This window comes from Nesterenkonia sp. F (assembly GCF_000220985.1).
Lineage (GTDB): Bacteria > Actinomycetota > Actinomycetes > Actinomycetales > Micrococcaceae > Nesterenkonia.
This window is the reverse complement of the sequence record NZ_AFRW01000095.1, coordinates 24,689-48,661: the sequence shown is the minus strand read 5'-3', so window position 1 is coordinate 48,661 and position 23,973 is coordinate 24,689. Positions and strand designations below refer to the sequence as shown.

At 71.3% G+C, this 23,973-nt stretch carries 16 protein-coding genes and 2 pseudogenes; 11 read left to right on the top strand and 7 right to left on the bottom strand.

Annotated elements, in window-relative coordinates:
* Positions 1 to 15 precede the first annotated feature (15 nt).
* A complete protein-coding gene (locus GU5_RS14730; protein WP_010525068.1) occupies positions 16 to 795 on the bottom strand; it encodes an HAD hydrolase-like protein in 780 nt (259 codons plus the stop codon).
* Between the two features lie 232 nt (positions 796 to 1,027).
* Here GU5_RS14730 and uvrA point away from each other — a divergent pair, with 232 nt between their 5' ends.
* From uvrA to secG, 11 genes and pseudogenes are all read left to right on the top strand, one after another.
* The gene (uvrA, locus tag GU5_RS0108025; protein ID WP_369750468.1) at positions 1,028 to 3,898 is read left to right on the top strand and encodes an excinuclease ABC subunit UvrA; all 2,871 of its coding nucleotides are present in this window, start codon (positions 1,028 to 1,030) and stop codon (positions 3,896 to 3,898) included.
* Between the two features lie 165 nt (positions 3,899 to 4,063).
* Positions 4,064 to 4,787, top strand: a pseudogene (locus tag GU5_RS15935) (lysophospholipid acyltransferase family protein).
* A complete protein-coding gene (gene uvrC, locus GU5_RS0108015; RefSeq protein WP_010525066.1) occupies positions 4,780 to 6,846 on the top strand; it encodes an excinuclease ABC subunit UvrC in 2,067 nt (688 codons plus the stop codon). Before GU5_RS15935 ends, uvrC begins: the two are co-directional and overlap by 8 nt.
* 96 nt (positions 6,847 to 6,942) lie before the next feature.
* Positions 6,943 to 7,836: an RNase adapter RapZ gene (rapZ, locus tag GU5_RS0108010; RefSeq protein ID WP_010525065.1), complete on the top strand. Its 894-nt coding sequence runs from the start codon at positions 6,943 to 6,945 to the stop codon at positions 7,834 to 7,836.
* A 2-nt stretch (positions 7,837 to 7,838) separates the two neighbouring features.
* Positions 7,839 to 8,867 (top strand): uridine diphosphate-N-acetylglucosamine-binding protein YvcK, encoded by a 1,029-nt coding sequence (gene yvcK, locus GU5_RS0108005; protein WP_010525064.1) that lies wholly within the window; start codon positions 7,839 to 7,841, stop codon positions 8,865 to 8,867.
* A gap of 147 nt (positions 8,868 to 9,014) precedes the next feature.
* Entirely contained in the window at positions 9,015 to 9,995 is a 981-nt protein-coding gene (gene whiA / locus GU5_RS0108000; RefSeq protein ID WP_010525063.1) for a DNA-binding protein WhiA, read from the top strand.
* Between the two features lie 208 nt (positions 9,996 to 10,203).
* Positions 10,204 to 10,827, top strand: coding sequence for a superoxide dismutase (locus GU5_RS0107995; protein ID WP_010525062.1), 624 nt, complete (start codon positions 10,204 to 10,206; stop codon positions 10,825 to 10,827).
* A 438-nt stretch (positions 10,828 to 11,265) separates the two neighbouring features.
* Complete coding sequence (gene gap, locus GU5_RS0107990; RefSeq protein WP_010525061.1) at positions 11,266 to 12,276, top strand: type I glyceraldehyde-3-phosphate dehydrogenase; 1,011 nt, start codon at positions 11,266 to 11,268, stop codon at positions 12,274 to 12,276.
* 236 nt (positions 12,277 to 12,512) lie between these two features.
* Positions 12,513 to 13,745, top strand: coding sequence for a phosphoglycerate kinase (gene pgk, locus GU5_RS0107985; protein WP_029514131.1), 1,233 nt, complete (start codon positions 12,513 to 12,515; stop codon positions 13,743 to 13,745).
* Between the two features lie 30 nt (positions 13,746 to 13,775).
* The gene (tpiA, locus tag GU5_RS0107980; protein ID WP_010525059.1) at positions 13,776 to 14,591 is read left to right on the top strand and encodes a triose-phosphate isomerase; all 816 of its coding nucleotides are present in this window, start codon (positions 13,776 to 13,778) and stop codon (positions 14,589 to 14,591) included.
* 48 nt (positions 14,592 to 14,639) lie between these two features.
* Positions 14,640 to 14,891 (top strand): preprotein translocase subunit SecG, encoded by a 252-nt coding sequence (gene secG / locus GU5_RS0107975; RefSeq protein WP_010525058.1) that lies wholly within the window; start codon positions 14,640 to 14,642, stop codon positions 14,889 to 14,891.
* 147 nt (positions 14,892 to 15,038) lie between these two features.
* Here secG and pgl read toward each other — a convergent pair whose 3' ends face one another.
* From pgl to tkt, 6 genes and pseudogenes are all read right to left on the bottom strand, one after another.
* Positions 15,039 to 15,827 (bottom strand): 6-phosphogluconolactonase, encoded by a 789-nt coding sequence (gene pgl / locus GU5_RS0107970; RefSeq protein ID WP_010525057.1) that lies wholly within the window; start codon positions 15,825 to 15,827, stop codon positions 15,039 to 15,041.
* Between the two features lie 98 nt (positions 15,828 to 15,925).
* A complete protein-coding gene (locus GU5_RS0107965; protein ID WP_010525056.1) occupies positions 15,926 to 16,885 on the bottom strand; it encodes a glucose-6-phosphate dehydrogenase assembly protein OpcA in 960 nt (319 codons plus the stop codon).
* Between the two features lie 22 nt (positions 16,886 to 16,907).
* Positions 16,908 to 18,551 (bottom strand): glucose-6-phosphate dehydrogenase, encoded by a 1,644-nt coding sequence (gene zwf, locus GU5_RS0107960; RefSeq protein ID WP_010525055.1) that lies wholly within the window; start codon positions 18,549 to 18,551, stop codon positions 16,908 to 16,910.
* Positions 18,552 to 18,564: 13 nt separating this feature from the next.
* Positions 18,565 to 20,213, bottom strand: a pseudogene (locus GU5_RS15930) (glucose-6-phosphate isomerase).
* A 249-nt stretch (positions 20,214 to 20,462) separates the two neighbouring features.
* Positions 20,463 to 21,605 (bottom strand): transaldolase, encoded by a 1,143-nt coding sequence (gene tal / locus GU5_RS0107950; RefSeq protein WP_010525053.1) that lies wholly within the window; start codon positions 21,603 to 21,605, stop codon positions 20,463 to 20,465.
* Between the two features lie 130 nt (positions 21,606 to 21,735).
* The gene (gene tkt, locus GU5_RS0107945; RefSeq protein WP_192807253.1) at positions 21,736 to 23,868 is read right to left on the bottom strand and encodes a transketolase; all 2,133 of its coding nucleotides are present in this window, start codon (positions 23,866 to 23,868) and stop codon (positions 21,736 to 21,738) included.
* Positions 23,869 to 23,973: the final 105 nt, after the last annotated feature.

Genomic DNA, 23,973 nt, shown 5'->3' with positions numbered 1-23,973 from the left:
ATGGTCTGCTGTCGGTCAGATGCCATGACGCCGACCGGCCTCGGCGGCCTCGGCCGTCTCCGCGCCCGCGGCGTCCCCCGGGCCGGTCGCGGACTCGGTCGCGGACTCGGTCGCGGCGATCCGGCGCAGCGCCTCGCGCAGTCCTGCGACGTCGTCGACGACCGGCGCGGCGCCGGCCTCCTCCAACTCGCCGTCGGGAGCGCTGCCCCAGCGCACGCCGATGCAGGGCAGGTCGTTGCCGCGGGCGCCCTCGACGTCGAAGATCCGGTCCCCGACCATCGCGGTCCGCGGCGCTCCGGGGCCCAGTCCCAGGGCCTGCAGAGCCTCGCCGACGATCGCGGCCTTGCCCGGATGCGGGCGGGTCTCGTCCGGGTCCGAGCCGACGACGACGTCGAGCCGCTCGCGGAGCCCCTGCCGGGAGATCAGCCGCTCGGCCAGCGTCTGCGGCTTCGACGTCGCCACCGCGAGGGCGGTGCCGGCGGCGCGCAGCTCGTCGAGCAGCTCCGTCAGGCCGGGGAAGACTGCGGCGTCGGCCAGGCCGCGTGCGACGTAGTCGCGGCGGTAGTGGTCGATGATGCCGGCCAGGTTGGTCTCGTCGACGCCCGGGACGGAGAGCAGGCTGGAGGCCAGCGGCGGACCGACCATCGCGTCCAGGACCGGCTGTCCGGGGACGGCGACGTCGTGGGCGGCCAGCGCGGCGGCGATGCCCGAGGTGATCCCCGGGGCGGAGTCCACCAGCGTGCCGTCGAGGTCGAAGAGCACGGCGGCGGGAGCGGGGGAGAGCGGTCGGGTCATGTCTCCATGATCGCATCGGCTTCGTCGGGGTCACGCCGGTGTGATGCGGGGCCGCACGGCGTTCGAACACTTGTTCGAGTCAGCGCGGGGGCCTACACTGGGCATCGTGTCTGAGCGAGTTGCCGAGAACGAGGCCGCAGTGATCGAGTCCGTCGACGAGTTCCGCGGCCGCGGAGCCCCCGAGGAAGCCGCCGTCGACGGCGCCGGCCGCGCCGAGGCCGACCGCATCGTCGTGCAGGGTGCCCGGGAGCACAACCTCCAGGACGTCGGCATCGAGCTGCCGCGCAACGCCTTCATCGTCTTCACCGGGCTCTCCGGCTCGGGGAAGTCCTCGCTGGCCTTCGACACCATCTTCGCCGAGGGGCAGCGCCGCTACGTCGAATCCCTCTCCGCCTATGCCCGCATGTTCCTGGGGCGGGTGGACAAGCCGGACGTCGACTTCATCGAGGGGCTGTCGCCGGCGGTGTCGATCGATCAGAAGTCGACGTCGCGCAATCCCCGCTCGACCGTCGGCACGGTGACCGAGATCCACGACTATCTCCGCCTGCTCTGGGCACGCATCGGAGTGCCGCACTGTCCGGAGTGCGGAGAGCGGATCGAACGTCAGACGCCGCAGCAGATCGTCGACCAGATCCTCGCGCTGCCCGAGCGCACCCGCTTCCAGGTCCTCGCGCCGGTGGTGCGGGCGCGCAAGGGGGAGTTCAAGGACCTCTTCCGCGACCTCGCCGGACAGGGCTTCGCCCGCGCGGTCGTGGACGGCGAGCTCGTCCAGCTCAACGATCCGCCCACGCTGGAGAAGCAGTACACGCACCGGATCGACGTCGTCGTCGACCGGCTGGTCATCCGCGAGGGCATGGGGCAGCGGCTGACCGACTCCATCGAGACCGCGCTGCGCCTGGCGGAGGGTCGGGTCGTCATCGACATGGTCGACCTCGCCGAGGACGGCACGCCGGCGAAGCCCGACCGGGTGCCGGAGGAGCTCGACGGGCCCAAGCTCCGGACCTTCTCGGAGAACCTCGCCTGCCCCAACGAGCACCCGCTGCCGATCGACGAGATCGAGCCGCGCTCGTTCTCCTTCAACTCGCCGTTCGGAGCCTGCCAGGCCTGCTCCGGCATCGGCTCGAAGCTGGAGGTCGACGAGGAGCTGGTGATCCCGGACGACACGCTCTCGCTGAACCAGGGGGCGATCGCTCCCTGGAACCGCGGGCGCGCCAGCGGGCAGTACCACCTGCGCATCGTGCAGGGGCTGGCCGACGAGCTGGACTTCTCGCTGGACACGCCGTGGGGGGAGCTGCCGAAGGGCGTCCGCCGGGCGCTGCTGCGCGGGCGCAATCACAAGGTCGTGGTCCAGTATCGGAACCGCTTCGGCCGCGAGCGACGCTATTCGACCGGCTTCGAGGGCGTCATCGCCTATATCCACCGCAAGCACGAGGAGACCGAGTCGGACACGGCCCGGGAGCACTATGAGCAGTACATGCGTCAGGTGCCCTGCCCGGAGTGCGACGGCCGACGGCTCAATCCCGCCTCGCTGGCCGTGCTGGTCCAGGGATCCTCGATCGCCGACGTCGCCCGGCTGCCGATGGACGAGGTGCTGTCCTTCTTCCAGAACCTGGAGCTCTCCGCCCGCGACGCGATGATCGCCGAGCAGGTGCTCAAGGAGATCCTCGCCCGGCTGAGCTTCCTCCTCGACGTCGGCCTGGGCTATCTGAACCTCGAACGCGGCGCCGGGACGCTCTCCGGCGGCGAGGCCCAGCGGATCCGGCTGGCCACGCAGATCGGCTCCGGCCTGGTGGGCGTGCTCTACGTCCTCGACGAGCCCTCGATCGGCCTGCACCAGCGGGACAACAACCGGTTGATCCGCACGCTGACGCGGCTGCGCGATCTCGGCAACACGCTGATCGTCGTCGAGCACGACGAGGACACCATCGGCGAGGCGGACTGGGTGGTCGACATCGGACCCGGGGCGGGCGAACGCGGCGGCGTCATCGTGCACTCCGGCTCGGTGGAGGGTCTGCGTGCCAACGAGCAGTCGATCACCGGCGACTACCTGGCCGGACGCCGGGTCATCCCGGTGCCCGAGGCCCGTCGGCCGGTGGACCCTCAGCGGATGCTGCGGGTGGTGGAGGCCCATGAGAACAACCTCGACGACGTCTCCGTCGACGTGCCGCTGGGGATCTTCCTGTCGGTCACCGGCGTCTCGGGCTCCGGCAAGTCCACGCTGATCAACGAGATCCTCTACAAGGCGCTGGCCAACAAGCTCAACGGCGCCCGTCAGGTGCCCGGCCGCCACCGGCGCATCGACGGCGTCGAGCACCTGGACAAGATCATCCACGTCGACCAGAGCCCGATCGGCCGCACGCCGCGGTCGAACCCGGCGACCTACACCGGCGTCTTCGACCACATCCGCAAGCTCTTCGCGCAGGCCCCGGAGTCCAAGACGCGCGGCTACCAGCCGGGCCGCTTCTCCTTCAACATCAAGGGCGGCCGCTGCGAGGCCTGTGCCGGCGACGGGACGCTGAAGATCGAGATGAACTTCCTGCCCGACGTCTTCGTGCCCTGCGAGGTCTGCCACGGCGCGCGCTACAACCGCGAGACGCTCGAGGTCCGGTACAAGGGCAAGAACATCGCCGAGGTCCTCGACATGCCGATCGAGGAGGCCGCCGAATTCTTCTCCGCCTTCGCGCCGATCGCCCGACACCTGACCACGCTCGTCGACGTCGGGCTGGGCTATGTGCGGCTCGGCCAGGCGGCGACGACGCTCTCCGGGGGAGAGGCGCAGCGCGTCAAGCTCGCCGCCGAGCTGCAGAAGCGTTCGCGCGGGCGGAGCATCTACGTCCTCGACGAGCCGACCACGGGCCTGCACTTCGAGGACATCCGGCGGCTGCTGGGCGTGCTGCAGTCACTGGTGGAGAAGGGCAACACGGTGATCACCATCGAGCACAACCTCGACGTCATCAAGTCGGCGGACTGGCTCATCGACCTGGGGCCCGAAGGCGGCACCGGCGGCGGGCGGGTCGTCGCGGAGGGCACGCCGGAGCAGCTCGCCGCCGAATGGACGTCGACGGGGTCGCACACCGGCGCGTTCCTCGCCGACCTGCTGTGACGACGTCTCTGGGCTAGACTGATCGGCGCCGGCGCCCGACGGGTGGCCTCGACCACTCTTCGTGGGCGGCCTGGCGGCCGCGAGCCGGCGGCGACGCCCAGTGGACCCGACGACGTGAAGGACCCGTCCGTGAGCACAGACCCGTCCGCGCCCGACGAGCAGCGCGTGGTCACCCACGACGCGATCCGTCGGTCCTTCGCCGCCGTCCTGAAGCTCACCTGCCGTCCGACCATCACCGGCCTGGACCGTGTGCCGGACGAGGGCGGCTTCGTCGTCGCCAGCAACCACCTCTCATTCCTCGACTCGGTGCTCATCCAGGCGATCTTCCCGCGCCCGGTGAGCTTCTTCGCGAAGGCGGAGTACTTCACCCAGCCCGGCCTCAAGGGCCGGGCGATGAAGATGTTCTTCGAATCGGTGGGCTCCGTGCCGGTCGAACGACAGCGCAAATCGGCGTCGGTCGAGGCGCTGCACCAGCTCGGCGAGATCGCCTCGGCCGGCCACGGAGTAGGCATCTACCCGGAGGGCACGCGCAGCCGCGACGGCCGGCTGGTACCGGGGGAAGAACGGTGTCGGCTGGCTGGCGCTGGCGACCGGGCTGCCGGTGGTGCCGGTGGGTCTGCAGGGGACCGAGGCGCTGCAGGCGCCGGACTCCAACCGTGTGCGCCCGGCGAAGTTCTCGCTGTGCGTCGGCGAGCCGCTGCACTTCGACCACCTCGGACCGCGCCATGGCCTGCCCGTCCGCCGCGAGGCCACTGAGCAGGTCATGGACGCCATCGCCGCGCTGACCGGCCAGGTGCGCGTGGACAGCTACAACGCGCCGCCGCCCGAGCCGGAGGGAGATGCCGCCGGCGACGCCTCGAACCGCTCGGAGCCGCGCCGCGATGGCTGATCCGGCGTCCTACCGTCCGGCGGCCGGGGAGATTCCGACCTCGCCGGGCGTCTACCGCTTCATCGATCCGCACGGACGGGTCGTCTATGTCGGCAAGGCCAAGAACCTGCGGTCGCGGCTGAACTCCTACTTCGCGAATCCGGCCACGCTGCCGCCGAAGACCCATGCGATGGTGCACAGCGCCGCCTCGGTCGAGTGGACCGTGGTCGGCTCCGAGCTGGAGGCCATCCAGCTGGAGTACACCTGGATCAAGCAGCACACCCCGCGGTTCAACATCATGTACCGCGACGACAAGTCCTACCCCTACCTCGCGGTGACGATGAACGAGAAGTACCCGCGCGTGCAGGTCATGCGCGGGGACAAGAAGCCCGGGGTGAAGTACTTCGGCCCCTTCCACCCGGCCAAGGCGATCCGGGAGACCGTCGACACCATGCTGCGGGTCTTCCCGGTGCGCAGCTGCTCGCCCGGGGTCTTCCGTCGGGCCCAGGCCTCGGGCCGGCCCTGCCTGCTGGGCTACATCGACAAGTGCTCGGCGCCCTGCGTCGGACGGATCGGCGAAGAGGACCATCGGACGCTCGCCGAGGAGTTCTGCGAGGTGATGGCCGGGCGGCCGGGGCCGCACATGCGGCGGATCGAGGCGCAGATGAAGGAGGCCGTCGCCGAGCTGCGCTACGAGGACGCCGCGCGCCATCGGGACGACCTCGAGGCGCTGCGCCGGGTCTTCGAGCGGAATGCGGTGGTGCTCGGCGAGGACACCGAGGCCGACGTCTTCGCCTTCGCCGAGGACGAGCTGGAGGCCGCCTTCCAGGTCTTCCACATCCGCCAGGGCCGGATCCGTGGTCAGCGCGGCTGGGTCGTCGAGAAGGTCGAGGAGACCGATCCGGCCTCTCTGGTCGAGCAGCTGCTGCTTCAGGTCTACGGCTCGATGGCCGACGCCGAGCGGATTCCCCGGGAGGTGCTCGTCCCGGAGCTGCCCGCCGACCACGAGGGGCTGACCGCCTGGCTGTCCCAGCAGCGCGGTGCGCGGGTGACGGTGAAGGTGCCGCAGCGCGGCGACAAGGCCTCGCTGCTGGACACCGTCCGGGAGAACGCCGACCAGGCCCTGCGGCTCCACAAGTCCCGGAGGGCCGGGGACCTGACCAGCCGGTCGCAGGCGCTGCGGGAGCTGCAGGAGTCCCTCGGGGCGCCGGAGCCGCTGCTGCGCATCGAGTGCTACGACATCTCGCACACGTCGGGCACCAACGTCTCGGCCTCGATGGTCGTGCTCGAGGACGGCGTGCCGAGCAAGAAGGACTACCGCCGCTTCTCCATCCGCGGCGAGGCCGCCCGCGACGACACCAGTGCGATGCATGACGTCATCACCCGCCGCTTCGCCCGCCACCTGGAGGAGGAGCGCGTCACCCGGGAGCGGGCCGACCAGGCGGAGCAGGCAGTCGCCGAGGGCGTCGAGGAGATCGGTGAGGGCGCCGGGGGAGCGGAGCCGGCGGAGGACACCACTGTGGACCGCGAGTCCGCGCGCTTCGCCTACCCGCCCAGCCTCGTCGTCGTCGACGGCGGCCAGCCGCAGGTGGCCGCCGCCCGCGCCGCCCTGGACGAGCTGGGTCTGACCGACATGCCCGTGGTCGGATTGGCCAAGCGTCTGGAGGAGGTCTGGCTGCCCGACGACGACTTCCCGCTGGTGCTGCCGCGCAGCTCCGAAGCGCTCTACATGCTCCAGCGGATCCGCGACGAGGCGCATCGCTTCGCCATCGCCCACCACCGCTCCAAGCGCGCCAAGCAGATGACCGCCTCGGTGCTCGACGAGGTCGAGGGACTCGGCCCGTCGCGGCGCTCGGCAGTGGTCACGCACTTCGGATCGGTCGAGCGGCTGAAGCGGGCCGACGCCGAGGAGATCGCCCGGGTCCCGGGCATCGGGCCGCAGCTGGCCGCCCGGATCCGCGACCATCTCGCCGAGCCCTCCGCGGAGGGGGGCGGCGACGTCGCCGACGGGGATGTCGTCGAGGAGGCCGCCGCCGACCCGCCGGACCGACCGGACGACGAGGTTCGTCCGGAACGCTGACCTGGGACGGCGTCGGTCGAGTGGACCGGCGTCGGCGTCCTGGTGCGGTGCTGGACGGCGATTGTCCGCGGCGGGGCGGCCACGTAGTCTGCTGGTATGCGCGATGCACTGACCCCGGTCAAGCCCCCGGAGAGCGAGCTGCTGATCGTCACCGGCATGTCCGGGGCCGGACGCACGACTGCGGCCCATGCGTTGGAGGACCTGGGCTGGTACGTCGTCGAGGGACTTCCGCCGGAGCTGATCACCACGATGATGGATCTGGTCTCGCGGAATCCGGGGTCGGTGGAGAAGCTGGCCGTGGTGCTCGACGTCCGCTCGCGCAATCTCTTCAGCGACATGCTCTCGGCGCTCGAGCAGGTCAAGGCCGCCGGCATCACCTATCGCCTGCTCTTCCTCGACGCCTCGGACGACCTGCTGGTGCGTCGCTTCGAGCAGGGCCGGCGCCCGCATCCGCTGCAGGGCTCGGGACGCGTCCTGGACGGCATCGTCGCCGAGCGCGACCTGCTCCAGGAGGTCAAGGCCAGCGCGGAGGTGGTGGTCGACACCACCGACCTCAACGTGCACGGACTGGCCCGCGCGGTCACCGAGATCTTCTCCGCCGACGGCCCGACTCAGCTGCGGCTGAACGTGATGAGCTTCGGCTTCAAGTATGGGGTGCCCGCCGATGCGAACTTCGTCGCCGACGTGCGCTTCGTGCCCAATCCGCACTGGGTGCCGGAGCTGCGGGCGCTGACCGGCCAGGATGCCGCAGTGCGCGACTTCGTGCTCGTCGACGAGGGCGCCGGCGAGTTCGTCGACCGCTATCTGGAGGCGCTGTATCCGGTGCTCGACGGCTATCGCCGGGAGAACAAGCACTACGCGACGCTGGCGGTGGGCTGCACCGGCGGCAAGCACCGCTCGGTGGCGATCGCCGAGGAGCTCGCACGCCGGCTGGACCAGCTGCCTCACGTCACGGTCAGCACCAGCCACCGTGATCTCGGACGGGAGTGAGCATGACGCATTCGCTCACCGGACCGGTCCCGCGGCCGCCCGAGGTCGTCGGCTCTCCGGCGAACATGACCCCGCGCCACGGGACGTTCCGCGTGGCGGCGATGGGCGGCGGGCACGGGCTGTCCGCCACGCTGGCGGCGCTGCGCATCATCGCCGCCGAACATCTCACCGCCGTGGTCACCGTCGCCGACGACGGCGGCTCGTCCGGACGCATCCGGCGGGACATGGACGTGCTGCCCCCGGGGGACCTGCGGATGGCGCTGACCGCGCTGTGCGACGACACCGACTGGGGGAGGACCTGGGCGCAGGTCATGCAGCACCGTTTCAGCTCGCGCGACGGCATCGTCGGGAGTCTCGACGACCATGCCATGGGGAACCTGCTGATCGTCTCGCTCTGGGAGCTGCTCGGCGACCCGGTGGACGGACTCCGCTGGGCCGGTGCGCTGCTGGGCGCGCGCGGCCAGGTGCTGCCGATGTCGCGGCAGCCGCTGACGATGTCCGGGCAGGTCCGCCGCGACGGGACGGCCGAGCGGGTCGAGTCCCAGGTCGAGCTCGCCCGCGCCGGCCGCCTGGGGCGGCTCACGGATGTGCAGCTGCATCCGGCCGAGGCCGAGGCCTGCGCGGAGGCGATCTCGGCCATCGAGCTCAGCGACTGGATCGTCTTCGGTCCCGGGTCCTGGTACACCTCGGTGCTGCCGCATCTGCTCCTGGCGGATCTGCGTGAGGCCATCCACGGGACTGAGGCGCGGCGCTGTGTGGTGATGAATCTCTCGAGCGAGGACGAGGAGACCGCCGGACTGACTCCCGCGGACCATCTGGAGGTGCTGGTCCAGCACGCGCCGGGGCTGCGCGTCGACGCGGTCATCGCTGACCCGAGCTCGGTGGAGGGGCCCGATCGGCCGGCCTTCGAGCAGGCCGCCGCGGCGCTGGGCGCGGTCGTGCACTACCGCCACGTGCGGCGCGAGGAGGAGCGCGAGGTCCACGATCCGCTGCGCCTGGCGATCGCCTTCGACGACGTCTTCTCGCGCTGACGCGGCGCAGTCGCCGCCTTCGCAGTCGCCGCCGGCGTCGCTCCGCACGATCGTCAGGGTCTCCGATCGGGCGGTGCTCAGGAGCATCCACTACCATTGCCTCGCCCCAGGACCCCGACGCGACCCAGGAACCCGGAGGACGGACACATGGCGCTGACCGAATCGGTCAAGGACGAGCTCTCCCGACAGGAGGTCTCCACGACCTCGGAGCGCAAGGCCGAGGTCTCGGCCATGCTGCGCTTCGCCGGCGGGCTGCACATCATCTCGGGTCGCATCGTCATCGAGGCCGAGCTCGACCACGCCGCGGCCGCACGTCGGCTGCGTGCGACGATCTCCGAGGTCTACGGCCATGAGAGCGAGGTCATCGTCGTCTCCGGCAACGGGCTGAAGAAGGGGAGCCGCTACGTGGTCCGCGTCGTCCGCGAGGGCGAGGCCCTGGCCCGGCAGACGGGGCTGCTCGACGTGCGCGGCCGGCCGGTGCGCGGTCTGCCCTCGGCGATCGTCAACGGGTCGGTGGCCGACGCCGTCGCCGTCTGGCGCGGGGCCTTCCTGGCCCATGGATCGCTCACGGAGCCCGGTCGCTCCTCCTCGCTGGAGGTCACGTGCCCGGGGCCGGAGGCCGCTCTGGCGCTGGTGGGCTCGGCACGTCGGATGGGGATCACCGCCAAGGCCCGCGAGGTGCGCAGCGTCGACCGGGTGGTGATCCGCGACGGCGATTCGATCGCCCAGCTGCTCACCCGCATGGGCGCCCACCAGGCGCTGCTGGTGTGGGAGGAGCGCCGGATGCGCAAGGAGGTCCGGGCGACGGCGAACCGGCTGGCCAACTTCGACGACGCCAACCTGCGGCGCTCGGCTCAGGCCGCGGTGGCCGCCGGCGCCAGGGTGGAGCGTGCTCTGGAGATCCTCGCCGACGACGTGCCCGAGCATCTGCGCTATGCGGGGCGGCTGCGCCTGGAGCACAAGCAGGCGTCGCTGGACGAGCTCGGGCGGATGGCCGAGCCGCCGATGACCAAGGATGCCATCGCCGGGCGGATCCGTCGGCTGCTGGCCATGGCGGACAAGCGCGCCGCCGACCTGGACATCCCGGGGACGGACTCGAACGTCACCTCCGATATGCTCGACGGCTGAGGCGCGGTCGTGCGACCGTCCTGGTGACCTGGGGCGACGTCATAGTTCGTCGCAGGGACGTCATGTTTTCCTCCCATGGTGAACACTGCGGGCCATCTCCGCCGCAGACCTTCACCCGGGTCCCCGGGCGGGCATAGGATGAACGCGGTCGAGGTCGGAGACGTCCGCTCGAGCCGACCTCGAGGACCATCGTCACTAGGAGGATATTTTGGCTGAGTACACCCTTCCTGAGCTCGACTACGACTACTCCGCGCTGGAGCCCCACATCTCCGCGCGGATCATGGAGCTCCACCACTCCAAGCACCACGCCACCTACGTCAAGGGCGCCAACACCGCGCTGGAGCAGCTGGCCGAGGCTCGCGAGAAGGGCGAGTACGGCAATGTGCCGAAGCTGCTGAAGGACCTCCAGTTCAACCTGGGCGGCCACACCAACCACTCCATCTTCTGGAAGAATCTGTCCCCGGAGGGCCCGGACCGTCCGGAGGGCGAGCTGGCCGCCGCGATCGACGAGCACTTCGGCTCCTTCGAGAAGTTCCAGCAGCAGTTCACCCAGGCCGCACTGACCATCCAGGGCTCGGGCTGGGCGATCCTGGCCTACGAGCCGATCGGCGGCAACCTGCTCGTCGAGCAGTTCTACGACCAGCAGAACGGCGTCCCGGTGGCGACCACCCCGCTGCTGATGCTGGACATGTGGGAGCACGCCTTCTACCTGGACTACCAGAACGTGAAGCCGGACTACGTCAAGGCCTTCTGGAACATCGCGAACTGGGAGGACGTGGCCCGCCGCTTCGAGGCCGCCCGCTCGGGCGCCTCGCAGCTGATCACTCCGTGAGCGAGACGCTGACGGTTCAGTGAGCCGCGCGTGACCGGAGCGGCCGCGCCGCACCTGTGAGTGCGTCGACGCTCCGCAGCGCGGCCGCGCCGCGCATCGAGGGCGTCGGATCCCAGGGGATCCGGCGTCCTCGGCTCGCGCCGGGCGGGACCCGCCCGACCGGGCGGTCCGGCGGCGGACTCCGGGGTGAGATCCCGGACATGCCGCGGACCTCGGGCCGGGCATCGCCCGACGAGATGTGCGAGAATGTGAGCTGATAATCGAACACTGCGTTCTGCAGACATCCTGAGAACAAGGAAGTTGTTGGGGGTCAGCGGCCACGACCTGCGTCGGGCTGCTGGTCCCCTTCGTGCTTTCCAGGGGTCTGCGGCCACGGTGCGCAGGATCATCCGACCGGCCCGCCGGACCGGCGGACGGAGAAGTCAAGGAAGGGAACCCATGGCGACGAAGATCGCGATCAACGGTTTTGGACGCATCGGCCGCAACGTGCTGCGCGTGCTGGAGGACCAGGGCTACGACGACCTGGAGCTGGTGGCCATCAACGACCTGACCAGCCCTGCGGACCTGGTCAACCTCACCAAGTACGACTCGGTGATGGGCCGATACCCGAAGGACGTCTCGCTGGACGGCGACACCCTCGTCGCCGGAGAGCGCCGTGTGAAGCTGCTCTCCGAGAAGGACCCGGCCGACCTGCCGTGGGGCGAGCTCGACGTCGACATCGTGCTGGAGTGCACCGGCCTGTTCGCCTCCAAGGAGGCCGCGAGCAAGCACGTCGAGGCCGGAGCCAAGAAGGTCGTCATCTCCGCACCGGCCAAGGGCGTCGACGCCACGCTGGTGATGGGCATCAACGAGGACACCTTCGACGCCGCGAACCACACCGTGGTCTCCAACGCATCCTGCACCACCAACTGCCTCGCGCCGCTGGCGAAGGTCCTGCACGACGAGTTCGGCATCGTCGAGGGCCTGATGACCACGGTCCACGCCTACACCGGCGACCAGCGCCTGCACGACGCCCCGCACAAGGACGCCCGCCGCGCCCGTGCGGCCGCGAACAATCTCGTGCCGACCTCGACCGGTGCGGCCGCCGCCATCGGCGAGGTGCTGCCCGCCGTCGACGGCAAGCTGGACGGCTACGCCATCCGCGTGCCGGTCATCACCGGATCGGCCACCGACCTGACGGTCACCGTGGAGAAGGACGGCGTGACCGCCGAGCAGGTCAACGCCGCCTTCCAGAAGGCCGCCGAGGGCGAGCTGGCCGGCGTGCTGTCCTACAACGAGGACCCGATCGTCTCCTCGGACATCGTCGGCGACTCGCACGCCTCGATCTACGACGCGCCGCTGACCAAGGTCATCGGCAACCAGGTCAAGGTCGTCTCCTGGTACGACAACGAGCACGGCTACAGCTCGCGCCTGGTGGCGATGACCTCGTACATCGGCGCCCAGCTCTGAGTCGGCGCTGAGCCGGCCCGCCCCGGCTCCTCGACCCGGCGACGAGGCCCCGTCCCGACTGCGCCGCCGGCGCGGACGGGGCGGGGCCTCGCGCGTGCGACGGCGCGACGGAGCGGCGGTCGTCGACCGGCGGCGCCGAGGGCGCCGCGGACGGCCCCGCGCGCGTCCCTCCGCCACCGTGCGGACTCGCCGCGACCACGGACGAACCCCCAGCGACGATTGGTACTGTGAACTCCATGACAGCCTCCACCAACACACTCGATGCCCTGCTGGCCGACGGCGTCTCCGGCCGCCGCGTGCTGGTCCGATCGGACCTCAACGTGCCGCTGGACGGGACCACCGTCACCGACGACGGCCGCATCCGCGCCTCGCTGCCGGTCCTGGAGAAGCTCACCGCCGCCGGCGCCCGCGTCGTCGTCGCCGCCCATCTCGGCCGCCCGAAGGGGCAGGTGGACCCGCAGTTCTCCCTCGGGCCGGTCGCCGACCGGATGGCCGAGCTGACCGAGACGCCGGTGCGCCGCGCCCACGACCTGGTGGGCGAGAGCGCCCGCAGCCAGGCCGCCGACCTCGCCGACGGCGAGATCCTGGTGCTGGAGAACGTGCGCTTCGACCCGCGCGAGACCTCGAAGGACGACGCCGAGCGCGCCGCACTGGCCGGTGAGCTCGCCGGCCTGGTCGGCGAGGACGGCGCCTACGTCGGCGACGCCTTCGGCGCGGTGCATCGCCGCCACGCCTCCGTCGTGGACATCACCGGCGAGCTGCCCAGCTATCAGGGCGACCTCGTCCGCGACGAGCTCGTGGTGCTCAAGCGGCTCACCGAGGAGCCGCAGCGGCCCTACACCGTGGTCCTCGGCGGCTCGAAGGTCTCGGACAAGCTGGCGGTCATCGAGAACCTGATGAGCCGGGCGGACACGCTGCTGATCGGCGGCGGCATGGTCTTCACCTTCCTCAAGGCCCAGGGATACGGCATCGGGTCCTCGCTGGTCGAGGAGGGCCAGCTGGAGACGGTGCGGGGCTTCCTCGCCGAGGCCGAGCGCCTGGAGTGCCGGATCGTGCTGCCCACCGACGTCGTGATGGCCTCGGCCTTCGCCGCGGACGCCGAGCACGAGGTGCTGGCCGTCGACGCGCTGGAGTCCGGCGCCCACGGGGAGAAGGCCCTGGGGCTGGACATCGGTCCGGCTTCGGCCGCGGCCTTCGCCGCCGAGATCGCGGCGTCGAACACCGTGTTCTGGAACGGCCCGATGGGCGTCTTCGAGATGGAGGCCTTCGCCGCCGGCACCGCGACGGTGGCGCAGGCGCTGACGGAGGCCGAGGGCTTCACCGTCGTCGGCGGCGGCGACTCCGCGGCCGCAGTGCGCGGGCTCGGCTTCGACGAGGCCGCCTTCGGCCATATCTCCACCGGCGGCGGCGCTTCGCTGGAGTACCTGGAAGGCAAGGAGCTGCCGGGCGTCGACGCCCTGGCCGGCTGACGGAACCCCACGGAAGGAACGGCAGACCCCATGACTGCACAGAAGGACGGACAGTTCGTCCGTCGCCCGCTGATCGCGGGCAACTGGAAGATGACCATGGACCACATGCAGGCGATCGCACTGGTCCAGAAGCTGGCCTGGACGCTCGACGACGCCGGCCACGACTACGAGCGGGTCCAGGTCTCGGTCTTCCCGCCGTTCACCGATCTGCGCGGCGTCCAGACGCTGGTCGCCGGGGACAAGCTCGCGGTGGAGTACGGCGCCCAGGACCTCTCCGACCAGGACTCCGGCGCCTTCACCGGTGACATCTCCGGGCAGTTCCTGGACAAGCTGGGCTGCTCGCAGGTGCTGATCGGCCACTCCGAGCGGCGGGAGATCCACGGCGAGACCGACGCGACGGTCAACAGCAAGATCCGCGCGGCGCTGCGCCACGGACTGGCGCCCGTGCTCTGTGTCGGGGAGGGCCTCGACGTCCGCACGGCCGGCGAGCACGTCGCCCACACGCTGCAGCAGGTGGACGGCGCCCTGGAGGGCCTCTCCGCCGAGGAGCTGGGCGAGCTGGTCATCGCCTACGAGCCGGTCTGGGCCATCGGCACCGGCGAGGTCGCCGGTCCGGAGGACGCCCAGGAGATGGCCGAGGCGATCCGGAAGCACCTGTCCTCGACGTACTCGGCCGAGTTCGCCGACGGCGTCCGTCTGCTCTACGGCGGTTCGGTGAAGTCGAAGAACGTCGCCTCCATCCTGGCCGGGGCGGACGTCGACGGCGCGCTGGTCGGCGGAGCGAGTCTGGATGCCGAGGAGTTCGCCAAGATCGCCACGTTCGAGAAGCATCTGGTCACCGACTAGGATTATCCTGGTATCTGCTGACCTGCCCGCCGTCGACGAAAGGTCGCCGTGTCTCTACTGACCATCACACTCCAGGTCGCCCTGGCCGTGATCAGCCTGCTGCTGATCATGCTGATCCTGCTGCACAAGGGACGCGGCGGGGGCATGTCCGACATGTTCGGCGGCGGCGTGACGTCCTCGCTCGGGGCCTCCGGCGTCGCCGAGCGGAATCTGAACCGGCTGACGATCACGCTGGGTGTGCTCTGGGGGCTGATCATCCTCACCCTGGGGCTGCTCATCGGCGTGAACGTCGACGCCTGAGCCGCTGCCCGCCGGCGACGGTCTCGACCCCGAGACCGCCCGGACACGGCGAGGGCCCTCCCGCTCCATCCGGAGCAGGAGGGCCCTCGTCGTGTCCGGGCCGCGATCGTCGGAGAGGTCCGGATCGCTGAAGCCGGGCCGCCGGCGTCAGAGGCGTTCGGCGGCCGCGGCGTCGACGTGCCAGATCGTCTCCTCAGCGCCGCGGGCCTTCTTCGCGGGGATCTCCTCGACCGGCGTCGCCTCCTCGAAGGCGCGGCCGACCGCCTCGGCCTTGTCGGCGCCGGCGACGACGGTCCACACCCGGCGGGCGGAGTGGATCGCGTCGAAGGTCAGCGAGATCCGCGCGGGCGGCGGCTTGGGCGAGTCGTGCTCGCCGACTGTGCTCCGTCCGGTCGTCGCCAGCGCGTCGCGGCCGGGGAAGAGGCTGGCGACATGGCCGTCGGGCCCGACGCCGAGCAGCACGACGGCGAATTCCGGGAGCGCCGCGCCGGCGGCGGCATGGGAGGCCAGCTCGGCGGCGTAGCGCTCGGCGCCCTCGTCCGGGGAGCCGGTCTGCTCGGCCGCGGCCATCGGATGGACGTTCGCCTCCGGAAGCCCGTGCTCGCGGATCAGCTCCTCGAGCAGGGCCTCGTGGGCCTGCTGCGCGTTGCGCTCGGCGTCGCCGGCCGGCAGCAGCCGCTCGTCGCCCCACCAGAAGTGGACGGCCCGCCAGTCGGGGGCGGCGGAGGCGTCGCCGCGCAGCAGCTCGGAGACCGCCGCGAGCGTGCCGATGCCTGCGCCGCCCCCGGTCAGGGCGACATGTGCGACACCGTCGGCCTCGACGGTGCTGCGCAGCAGCTCGACGAGCCGTTCGGCGACGGACGCGCAGAGCGCGTCCTTGTCGGCGAAGATCTCGATCCGGGGTGCGGGAAGGTCGGTGTCGACCTGGATCATCATGCAGTCGCTCCTGTTCGACGGTCGGCGAGGGTCGGCGAGGGTCGGCGGGGTCGGCCGGACGGGCCGGCGGATTCCGGCTGCCCGCGCCGCCGGACGGGTCAGCCGGCGACCCGCGGAGACTGTTCGAGGCAGTCTGCCAGATCGGTGTCGGCCAGCCCTCGGGTGAGGACCTCGCCGAAGACCTCGTCGGCGTCGAGCCGACGGAGCTCCTCGGCCAGGCAGTCCTCCAGCGTGCGCAGCGGCAGGGGCACCCGCTGCACCGGCACGTCGGGCAGGTGCAGATCGGCGATGTCGCCATGCGGCCGGGAGAGGACGACATCGCCGTCGGGGGTGTGCAGCCGCACCGCGGAGAGCGCCTGGAAGCGTCCGACCTCGTCGCGGCGCAGGGTCACCGGAACCCGCAGGGAGCGCTGCAGCCAGGAGGCCAGCAGCGCCGCACTGGGCAGCTCCGGGGCGGTCTCGACGGTCACCTCGGTGATCGACGCAGGGTCGAGGGTGTCCAGGATGCTGGCCAGCTGGACGCGCCAGCCGGTGAGCCGAGTCCAGGCGAGGTCCGAGTCGCCGTCGGTGTAGCTCGCGGCGAGCGTGCGCAGCGCCTGCAGCGGGCGCGGATCCTTCGCCGTGTCGGTGATGCGTCGGTGGGCCAGCCGGCCGATGGAGGTCTCGCTGACCTTCGGCGGGATGTCGTCGGCCCACCAGGCGACGATCGGCGCGTCCGGCAGCAGCAGCGCCGAGACCATGGCCTCGCTGTGCTCGGCGAGTTCGCCGGAGCCGCGCAGCACGATGACCTCGGAGGCCCCGGCGTCGCCGCCGACGCGGATCTGTGCGTCCAGGTGGGTGCGGCGCCCGGCGTCGCCGGTGGCCAGCACGATGATCCGGCAGGGATGCTCGCGGGAGGCCAGATTGGCCGCCTCGATGGCCGGCTCGGCATTCTCCTCGGAGGTGAGGATCACCAGCGTCAGCACACGGGTCAGGGCGACGACGCCTCCGGCCTCGCGCAGCTGATTCAGCTGCTTGGCGACCTTGGAGGTGGTGGTGTCGGGGATGTCTACGATCACGGCTGTCTCCTAGGGTCTGCGCCTACGGCCGGCGCCAGGTGCGTCCGTCGCGGGCCAGCAGCTCATGGGCCGAGTCGGGGCCCCAGCTGCCGGGGGAGTAGGGCTCGGGCTGAGCGTCGAGGGAGGCCCAGTGCTCCTCGAACGGGTCGAGGATCTTCCAGGAGAGCTCGACCTCCTGATGCCGGGGGAACAGCGGCGGCTCGCCGAGCAGCACGTCGAGGATGAGCCGCTCGTAGGCCTCCGGACTGTCCTCGGTGAAAGCATGCCCGTAGCCGAAGTCCATCGTCACGTCGCGGACCTCCATCTGGGTGCCGGGCACCTTGGAGGCGAAGCGGATCGTGGCGCCCTCGTCGGGCTGGATGCGGATGACCACCGCATTCTGCCCGAACTCGGAGTCGTCGTGGTCGCGGAAGAGCAGATTGGGAGCCCGCTTGAAGACCACCGCGATCTCGGTGACCCGCCGACCGAGGCGCTTGCCGGCCCGGAGATAGAAGGGCACCCCGGACCAGCGGCGGGTATTGATGTCCAGCTTCAGCGCCGCGAAGGTCTCGGTCTTCGACGCAGGGTTGAAGCCCTCCTCGTCGAGGAACCCGACGACCTGCTCGCCGCCCTGCCAGCCGGAGGTGTACTGCCCGCGGGCCGAGGCGGTGTCGAGGTCCTCCGGGATCTGGACCGCGGCCAGGACCTTCTCCTTCTCGGTGCGCAGGTCGTCGGCGTCGAAGGAGATCGGCTCCTCCATCGCCGTCAGCGCCAGCAGCTGCAGCAGGTGGTTCTGGATCACGTCGCGGGCGGCGCCGACGCCGTCGTAGTAGCTGGCGCGGCCGCCGATGCCGATGTCCTCGGCCATCGTGATCTGCACGTGGTCGACATGCTGCGCGTTCCACAGCGGCTCGAAGAGCTGGTTGGCGAAGCGCAGCGCCAGCAGGTTCTGCACCGTCTCCTTGCCCAGGTAGTGGTCGATGCGGAAGACCGAGTCGGGGCGGAAGACCTGCTCGACGACGCGGTTGAGCTCCCGCGCCGAGGTCAGGTCATGGCCGAAGGGCTTCTCGATGACCACGCGGCTCCACGGTGCCTCGGTTCCGGCGGAGCCCTCCTCGGCCTCAGCCTCGGCACGGGCGTCGACGACGTCGTCGCGGGAGGCCAGACCGTGCGAGGAGAGCTTCTGGCAGACGGTCTCGAAGGAGTTCGGAGGGATCGACAGGTAGAAGGCGTGGTTGCCCTGCGTCCCGCGCGAGATGCGCAGCTCCTCGAGGGTCTCCTCGAGTCGCCGGTAGGCGTCGTCGTCGTCGAAGCCCTCCGAGGGCACGAAGCGCAGGCCCGCGGAGAGCTGCTCCCAGACGGTCTCGTCGAAGGAGGTGCGCGCCGAGGCCTCGACGTGGCCGCGGACTTCGGCGGCGAACTGCTCGTGGCTCCAGTCGCGGCGGCCGAAGCCGACCAGCGAGAAGCTCGGCGGCAGCAGGCCGCGATTGGCGAGGTCATAGAGCGCCGGCAGCAGCTTCTTGCGGGCGAGGTCGCCGGTGACGCCGAACATCACCATCGCGCTGGGGCCGGCGATGCGGCTCAGCCGACGGTCGCGGACGTCGCGCAGCGGATTGCCTCCGCCGGAGCTGGAGGCCCCGGAGCGGGCGGCGGGCTCCCGGCCGTCGGGCCGAAGCGTGGTAGTCATCGGGATCTCCTGGTCAGGACGGCGAGTGGACGGCGTCGAGGATCTGCTGCAGACCGGCGGCACGGTCGGTCAGGTGCAGCTGCACCACGGGCATGCCGTGGTCGGCGAGCACCTGGGCGTCGCCCGCCGCCTGGGCGGCGATGAGCTGCTGCAGCGTGAACGGGCGGTCGGGGACCTCCACGTCCTCGGCGGCCGTGCTGGTGATCTGCAGGAAGGCGCCCACGTGCGGGCCGCCCTTGTGGAACTGGCCGGTGGAGTGCAGGAAGCGCGGGCCCCAGCCGAAGGTCACCGGGCGGCCGGCGCGCTGCGCCAGCTCCGGCCGGATCTCCTCCAGGGAGGTCTCCGAGGTGCGGTCCAGGTAGGCCATCACGGCCAGGTAGCCGGCCTCCGGGATCCGGCCGATCAGCGTCTCGAGCACGCCGGAGACGGTCGTCGCCCCGTCGGCCAGCGCCTCGTCGCCGGAGATGCGGATCTCCACGGCACCGTCGACGACGGCGTCTGCGGCCTGCGGAGCGGGGGAGTCCAGCAGGCCGCGCGCGGCGGCCTTGGCGGACTCCACGTCGGGCTGGTCGAAGGGATTGATGCCGAGCAGCGAGCCCGCCACCGCGGCGGCGACCTCCCAGAGCACGAACTGGGCGCCCAGGCTGCCTCCGGTGCGCACCACGTGCGGCGAGGCGACGGTGTCGCCGAGGTCGCCGTCGACCGAGGCGTCGTCCTCGGCCTCGGGGTCGACGAGCTGGACGACGAGCACGTCGTCGGCGTCGCGGGCCAGCTCAGGCTCTCCGTCGGCGACGATGACCGGCAGCAGGCCGGTGCCCTCCTTTCCGGTGGACTCGGCGAGCAGCTGCTCGATCCAGGCCCCCAGGCCGACCAGCGGGGAGCCGGCGTCGACGACGACGATCTTGTCGCGCAGCGGCCGCGTGCCGCCGATGGCGGCGCCGAGCTGCAGACCCTGGTTGGCGGCGTCGTCGGCGGCGAGGACGCCGGCGGTCTCCTCGGCGTCGTCGAGCAGCCGCGCCACGTCGGCGCCGGCGAGCCCCGAGGGGACCAGGCCGAAGGCGGTGAGCGCCGAGTAGCGCCCGCCCACCGTGGGGTCGGCCTCGAAGACCGCACGCACGCCCTCGGCCGCCGACTGCTCGGCCAGCGGGGAGCCGGGGTCGGTGACGACGACGGTCCGGCGCAGCGGGTCGACGCCGGCGGCGGTCATCGCCTGCTGGACGATGCGTCGCTGCGAGTCGGTCTCCACGGTGGACCCGGACTTCGAGGAGACCACCAGCACCGTGGAGTCGATGTCCTTGGCGACCACCGCGGCGACGTGCTGCGGGTCGGTGGAGTCCAGCACGGTCAGTTCCACGCCTTCGGTGGCGCAGATGACCTCCGGGGCCAGCGAGGAGCCGCCCATGCCGGCCAGCACGACCCGGGTCACCCCCTCCTCGGCGAGCTCGGCGCGGAGCTGCTCGAGGCGCGGCAGCAGGGCGCGGGACTCGTCGAAGAGCGCCACCCAGCCGAGACGCTTCGAGGCCTCGCCCTCCGCGGCGCGGCCCCACAGGGTGTGGTCCTTCGCGACCAGGCGGGAGGCGAACTCGTGGTCGACGAGGCCGGGGACCTCGGAGTCGACGGCTCCCGCGCGGCGCCGCGCAGGGACAGGGAGAGCGAACTCATGGTGTGCATCCTTTCGAAGCGGGGCCGGTCGGTGCGGAGACGGACCGGGTCGTTCGTGGCGGGGCCGCCGCTGTCAGCGGGGCGGGGGAGAGCGGTGTCCGATCCGGGTCCGGCCTCGCGGGACCGCGCAGGTCGTGTCGGTCCGGGGCCGGCGGGCAGACCTCGGGAAAGTCATGGGGAATGCGCTTGCCTAGGATCCCCTGCCGGTGCGCGGTCCAGGCGCACCGGCAGGAGATCCTCAGCAGCGTCTCAGCTGTTGCGCCGCAGACCCTCGGTGATCGTGTCGAGCAGCCCCTCCCAGGACTTCTCGAACTTCTCGACGCCCTCGGCCTCGAGAGTGTCGACGACCTCGCGGTAGGAGATGCCCATCGCGGAGATGCCGTCGAGGACGCGGTTGGCCTCCACGTAGGTGTCGGAGAGGGTGTCGCCGTCGACGGTGCCGTGGTCGGCCAGCGCCTCCAGCGTCTTCTCCGGCATGGTGTTGACCACCCCGGCGCCGGCCAGCTCGGTCACGTAGAGGGTGTCCGAGAGGTTCGGGTCCTTGGTGCCGGTGGAGGCGAGCAGCAGACGCTGCGGGTGGCCGCCGCGGTCGGCGAGGGCCTTCCAACGCTCGGAGCTGAAGGACTCCCCGGCGATCTGGTGGGCCAGCCGCGCGTTGGCGATGGCGGCCTGGCTGCGCAGCGACGCGGCGTCCTGCTTGCCCTCCTCGGAGGCGAGCTCCAGCCGCTTGTCGACCTCGGCGTCCACGCGGGAGACGAAGAAGGACGCCACCGAGTGGATGCGGGAGATGTCGTGGCCGTTCTCCAGGGCCTTCTCCAGGCCCAGCATGAAGGCGTTGATGACCGCGCGGTAGCGCTCCAGCGAGAAGACCAGCGTGACGTTGACGCTGATGCCGTCGGCCAGCACGGTTGAGATGGCCTCCAGGCCTTCGACGGTGGCCGGGATCTTGATCATCACGTTCTCGCGGCCGATCGCCTCGTGCAGCTGACGAGCCTGGGCGATGGTGCCCTCGGTGTCGCGGGCCAGACGCGGGTCGACCTCGATGGAGACCCGGCCGTCGACGCCGTCGGTGGCGGAGTGCACGTCGGCGAAGACGTCGCAGGCCTCGCGGACGTCGTCGGTGGTGATCTCGAAGACGGCCTTCTCGGCATCGGCGCCGGCGGAGGCCAGCTCGGTGAGCTGCTGCTCGTAGGCCTCGCCGTTCTTCAGGGCGTTCTCGAAGATGGTCGGATTGGTGGTCACGCCGACCACGTTCCGCCCGGCGATCAGCGTGGGCAGCTCGCCCGTGTTGAGCCGCTCGCGGGAGAGGTCGTCCAGCCAGATCGAGACCCCGAGGTCGGAGAGGGCCTGGGTGTTCGGGTTCGCAGTGGTGGTCTCAGGATTCGCAGTCATGGAATGTCTCCTGTCGGCGGGGCGGCGTCAGAGGACGTCTCCCCGGTATGAACGCTGTGGAGTCGGTGGGCTGTTCCCGACGCCGTCCGCGACCCGGTTCGAGGCCGGAACGCGGACGGCGCGGCGGGGATCAGTGCGACGCGGCGGCGATGGACTCCTCGGCGGCCGCGGCGACGGCCTCCGAGGTGATGCCGAACTCGCGGTAGAGCGTCTTGTAGTCGGCGGAGGCGCCGAAGTGGTCCAGGCCGACGATCCGGCCGGCGTCGCCGACGAACTCGCGCCAGCCCTGCGGGTGGGCGGCCTCGACCGAGACGCGGGCCTTCACCGCGGCCGGCAGCACCTTCTCGCGGTACTCGGCGGTCTGCTCGGCGAACCACTCCTGCGACGGCATGGAGATCACCCGGGCGGCGATGCCCGTCTCGGCCAGCTGGTCGCGGGCCTCCACGGCCAGGTGGACCTCGGAGCCGGTGCCGATCAGCTGGACGTCCGGGGTGACGACGACGCCGTCGCGGACGGCCTCGGCCAGCACGTAGGCGCCCTTGGCGGCGCCCTCCACCGAGCCGAAGGCCTCGGCGGTGGCCTCGCCGGCGCCGCGCTCGAAGGTCGGGATGCCCTGGCGGGTCAGCGCCAGACCGGCCGGACGGTCGGCGCGCTTGAGGACCTCGCGCCAGGCGACGGCGACCTCGTTCGGGTCGCCCGGCCGGACCACGTCCAGGCCGGGGATGGCCCGCAGGCTGGCGAGCTGCTCGACCGGCTGGTGGGTCGGGCCGTCCTCGCCGAGGCCGATGGAGTCGTGGGTCCAGACGAAGATGGAGCCCGCGCCCATCAGCGCGGCCAGCCGGACGGCCGGACGCTGGTAGTCGCTGAAGATCAGGAAGGTGCCGGCGTAGGTGCGCAGCGGCGTCGACAGCGAGATGCCGTTGGTGATGGAGGCGGCGGCGTGCTCGCGGACGCCGAAGTGCAGGTTCCGTCCGTAGGGGTTGCCGGCGAACTTCGAGGTCGAGCGGCTCTCCGGCACGAAGGACGGCGACTCGGTGATCAGCGTGTTGTTCGAGCCGGCGAGGTCGGCCGAACCGCCCCACAGCTCCGGCAGCACCTCCCCGATGGCGTTGAGGACCTTGCCCGAGGCGGCACGGGTGGCCAGCGCGTCGCCGGCCGGGAACTCCGGCAGCGCCTCCTCCCAGTTCTCCGGCAGCTCGCCGGTCTGCAGCCGGTCGAGCAGCTTCGCGTTCTCCGGGTTGGCCTCGCGCCAGGCCTGGTAGGCGGTGTCCCACTCGCCGCGCGCCGCGGCGCCGCGGTCGGCGACCTGACGGGCGTGGGCGAGGACCTCGTCCTCGACGACGAAGTTCTGCTCCGGGTCGAAGCCGAGGATCTTCTTGACGCTCTGGACCTCGTCGCCGCCCAGCTTGGCGCCGTGGATCGCGCCGGTGTTCTGCTTGGTCGGCGCCGGCCAGCCGATGATCGTGCGCAGGGCGATCAGCGAGGGCTTGTCGGTGGCGGCCTTGGCCTCGGCGATCGCGCGGTCCAGCTCGGCGATGTCCTCGACGTAGTCGCCGGTCTTCGTCCAGTCGACGCGCTGCACGTGCCAGCCGTAGGCCGCGTAGCGGGCCTCGACGTCCTCGGTGAAGGCGATCTCGGTGTCGTCCTCGATGGAGATCCGGTTGTCGTCCCAGATCACCACGAGGTTGCCGAGCTCCTGGTGGCCGGCCAGCGAGGAGGCCTCGGAGGTCACGCCCTCCTCGAGGTCGCCGTCGGAGGCGATGACGAAGACGCTGTGGTCGAACGGCGACTCGCCGGCCGGGGCCTCGGGGTCCAGCAGGCCGCGCATGCGGCGCTGGCCGTAGGCGAAGCCGACGGAGGAGGCCAGGCCCTGGCCCAGCGGGCCGGTGGTCATCTCCACCCCGGCGGTGTGGCCGTACTCCGGGTGGCCCGGGGTCAGCGAGTCCCACTGCCGCAGTGCGGCGATGTCGTCGAGCTCGAGGCCGTAGCCGGAGAAGTAGAGCTGCAGGTACAGCGTCAGCGAGCTGTGGCCGGCCGAGAGAATGAAGCGGTCGCGGCCGATCCACTCCGGGTCCTTGGGGTCATGCTTCATGGCGCGCTGGAAGAGCAGGTAGGCGGCCGGGGCCAGCGACATGGCCGTGCCCGGGTGGCCGGCGCCGGGGCTGTTCTCCACCGCGTCGGCGGAGAGCACGCGCAGCGTGTCCACGGCTCGCCGGTCGAGATCGGTGAAGACGGCGGAGTCGTTCACGGCTGTATCGGTCACTGAAGTTCCTCCAAGGTGTCTACGGATGACGAAGAGAGGCCGCACATCGTCGTGCCGCGCCCGTCCAGAGTACCGCCGCACAGTCTATGTGTCTCGCATCATGTG

What these genes read in the sequence shown, in the direction of transcription:
- GU5_RS14730 (WP_010525068.1), bottom strand. Translation starts at nt 795, where the DNA reads ATGACCCGACCGCTCTCCCCCGCTCCCGCCGCCGTGCTCTTCGACCTC.
- uvrC (WP_010525066.1), top strand. Translation starts at nt 4,780, where the DNA reads ATGGCTGATCCGGCGTCCTACCGTCCGGCGGCCGGGGAGATTCCGACC.
- rapZ (WP_010525065.1), top strand. Translation starts at nt 6,943, where the DNA reads ATGCGCGATGCACTGACCCCGGTCAAGCCCCCGGAGAGCGAGCTGCTG.
- yvcK (WP_010525064.1), top strand. Translation starts at nt 7,839, where the DNA reads ATGACGCATTCGCTCACCGGACCGGTCCCGCGGCCGCCCGAGGTCGTC.
- whiA (WP_010525063.1), top strand. Translation starts at nt 9,015, where the DNA reads ATGGCGCTGACCGAATCGGTCAAGGACGAGCTCTCCCGACAGGAGGTC.
- gap (WP_010525061.1), top strand. Translation starts at nt 11,266, where the DNA reads ATGGCGACGAAGATCGCGATCAACGGTTTTGGACGCATCGGCCGCAAC.
- pgk (WP_029514131.1), top strand. Translation starts at nt 12,513, where the DNA reads ATGACAGCCTCCACCAACACACTCGATGCCCTGCTGGCCGACGGCGTC.
- tpiA (WP_010525059.1), top strand. Translation starts at nt 13,776, where the DNA reads ATGACTGCACAGAAGGACGGACAGTTCGTCCGTCGCCCGCTGATCGCG.
- pgl (WP_010525057.1), bottom strand. Translation starts at nt 15,827, where the DNA reads ATGATGATCCAGGTCGACACCGACCTTCCCGCACCCCGGATCGAGATC.
- zwf (WP_010525055.1), bottom strand. Translation starts at nt 18,551, where the DNA reads ATGACTACCACGCTTCGGCCCGACGGCCGGGAGCCCGCCGCCCGCTCC.
- tal (WP_010525053.1), bottom strand. Translation starts at nt 21,605, where the DNA reads ATGACTGCGAATCCTGAGACCACCACTGCGAACCCGAACACCCAGGCC.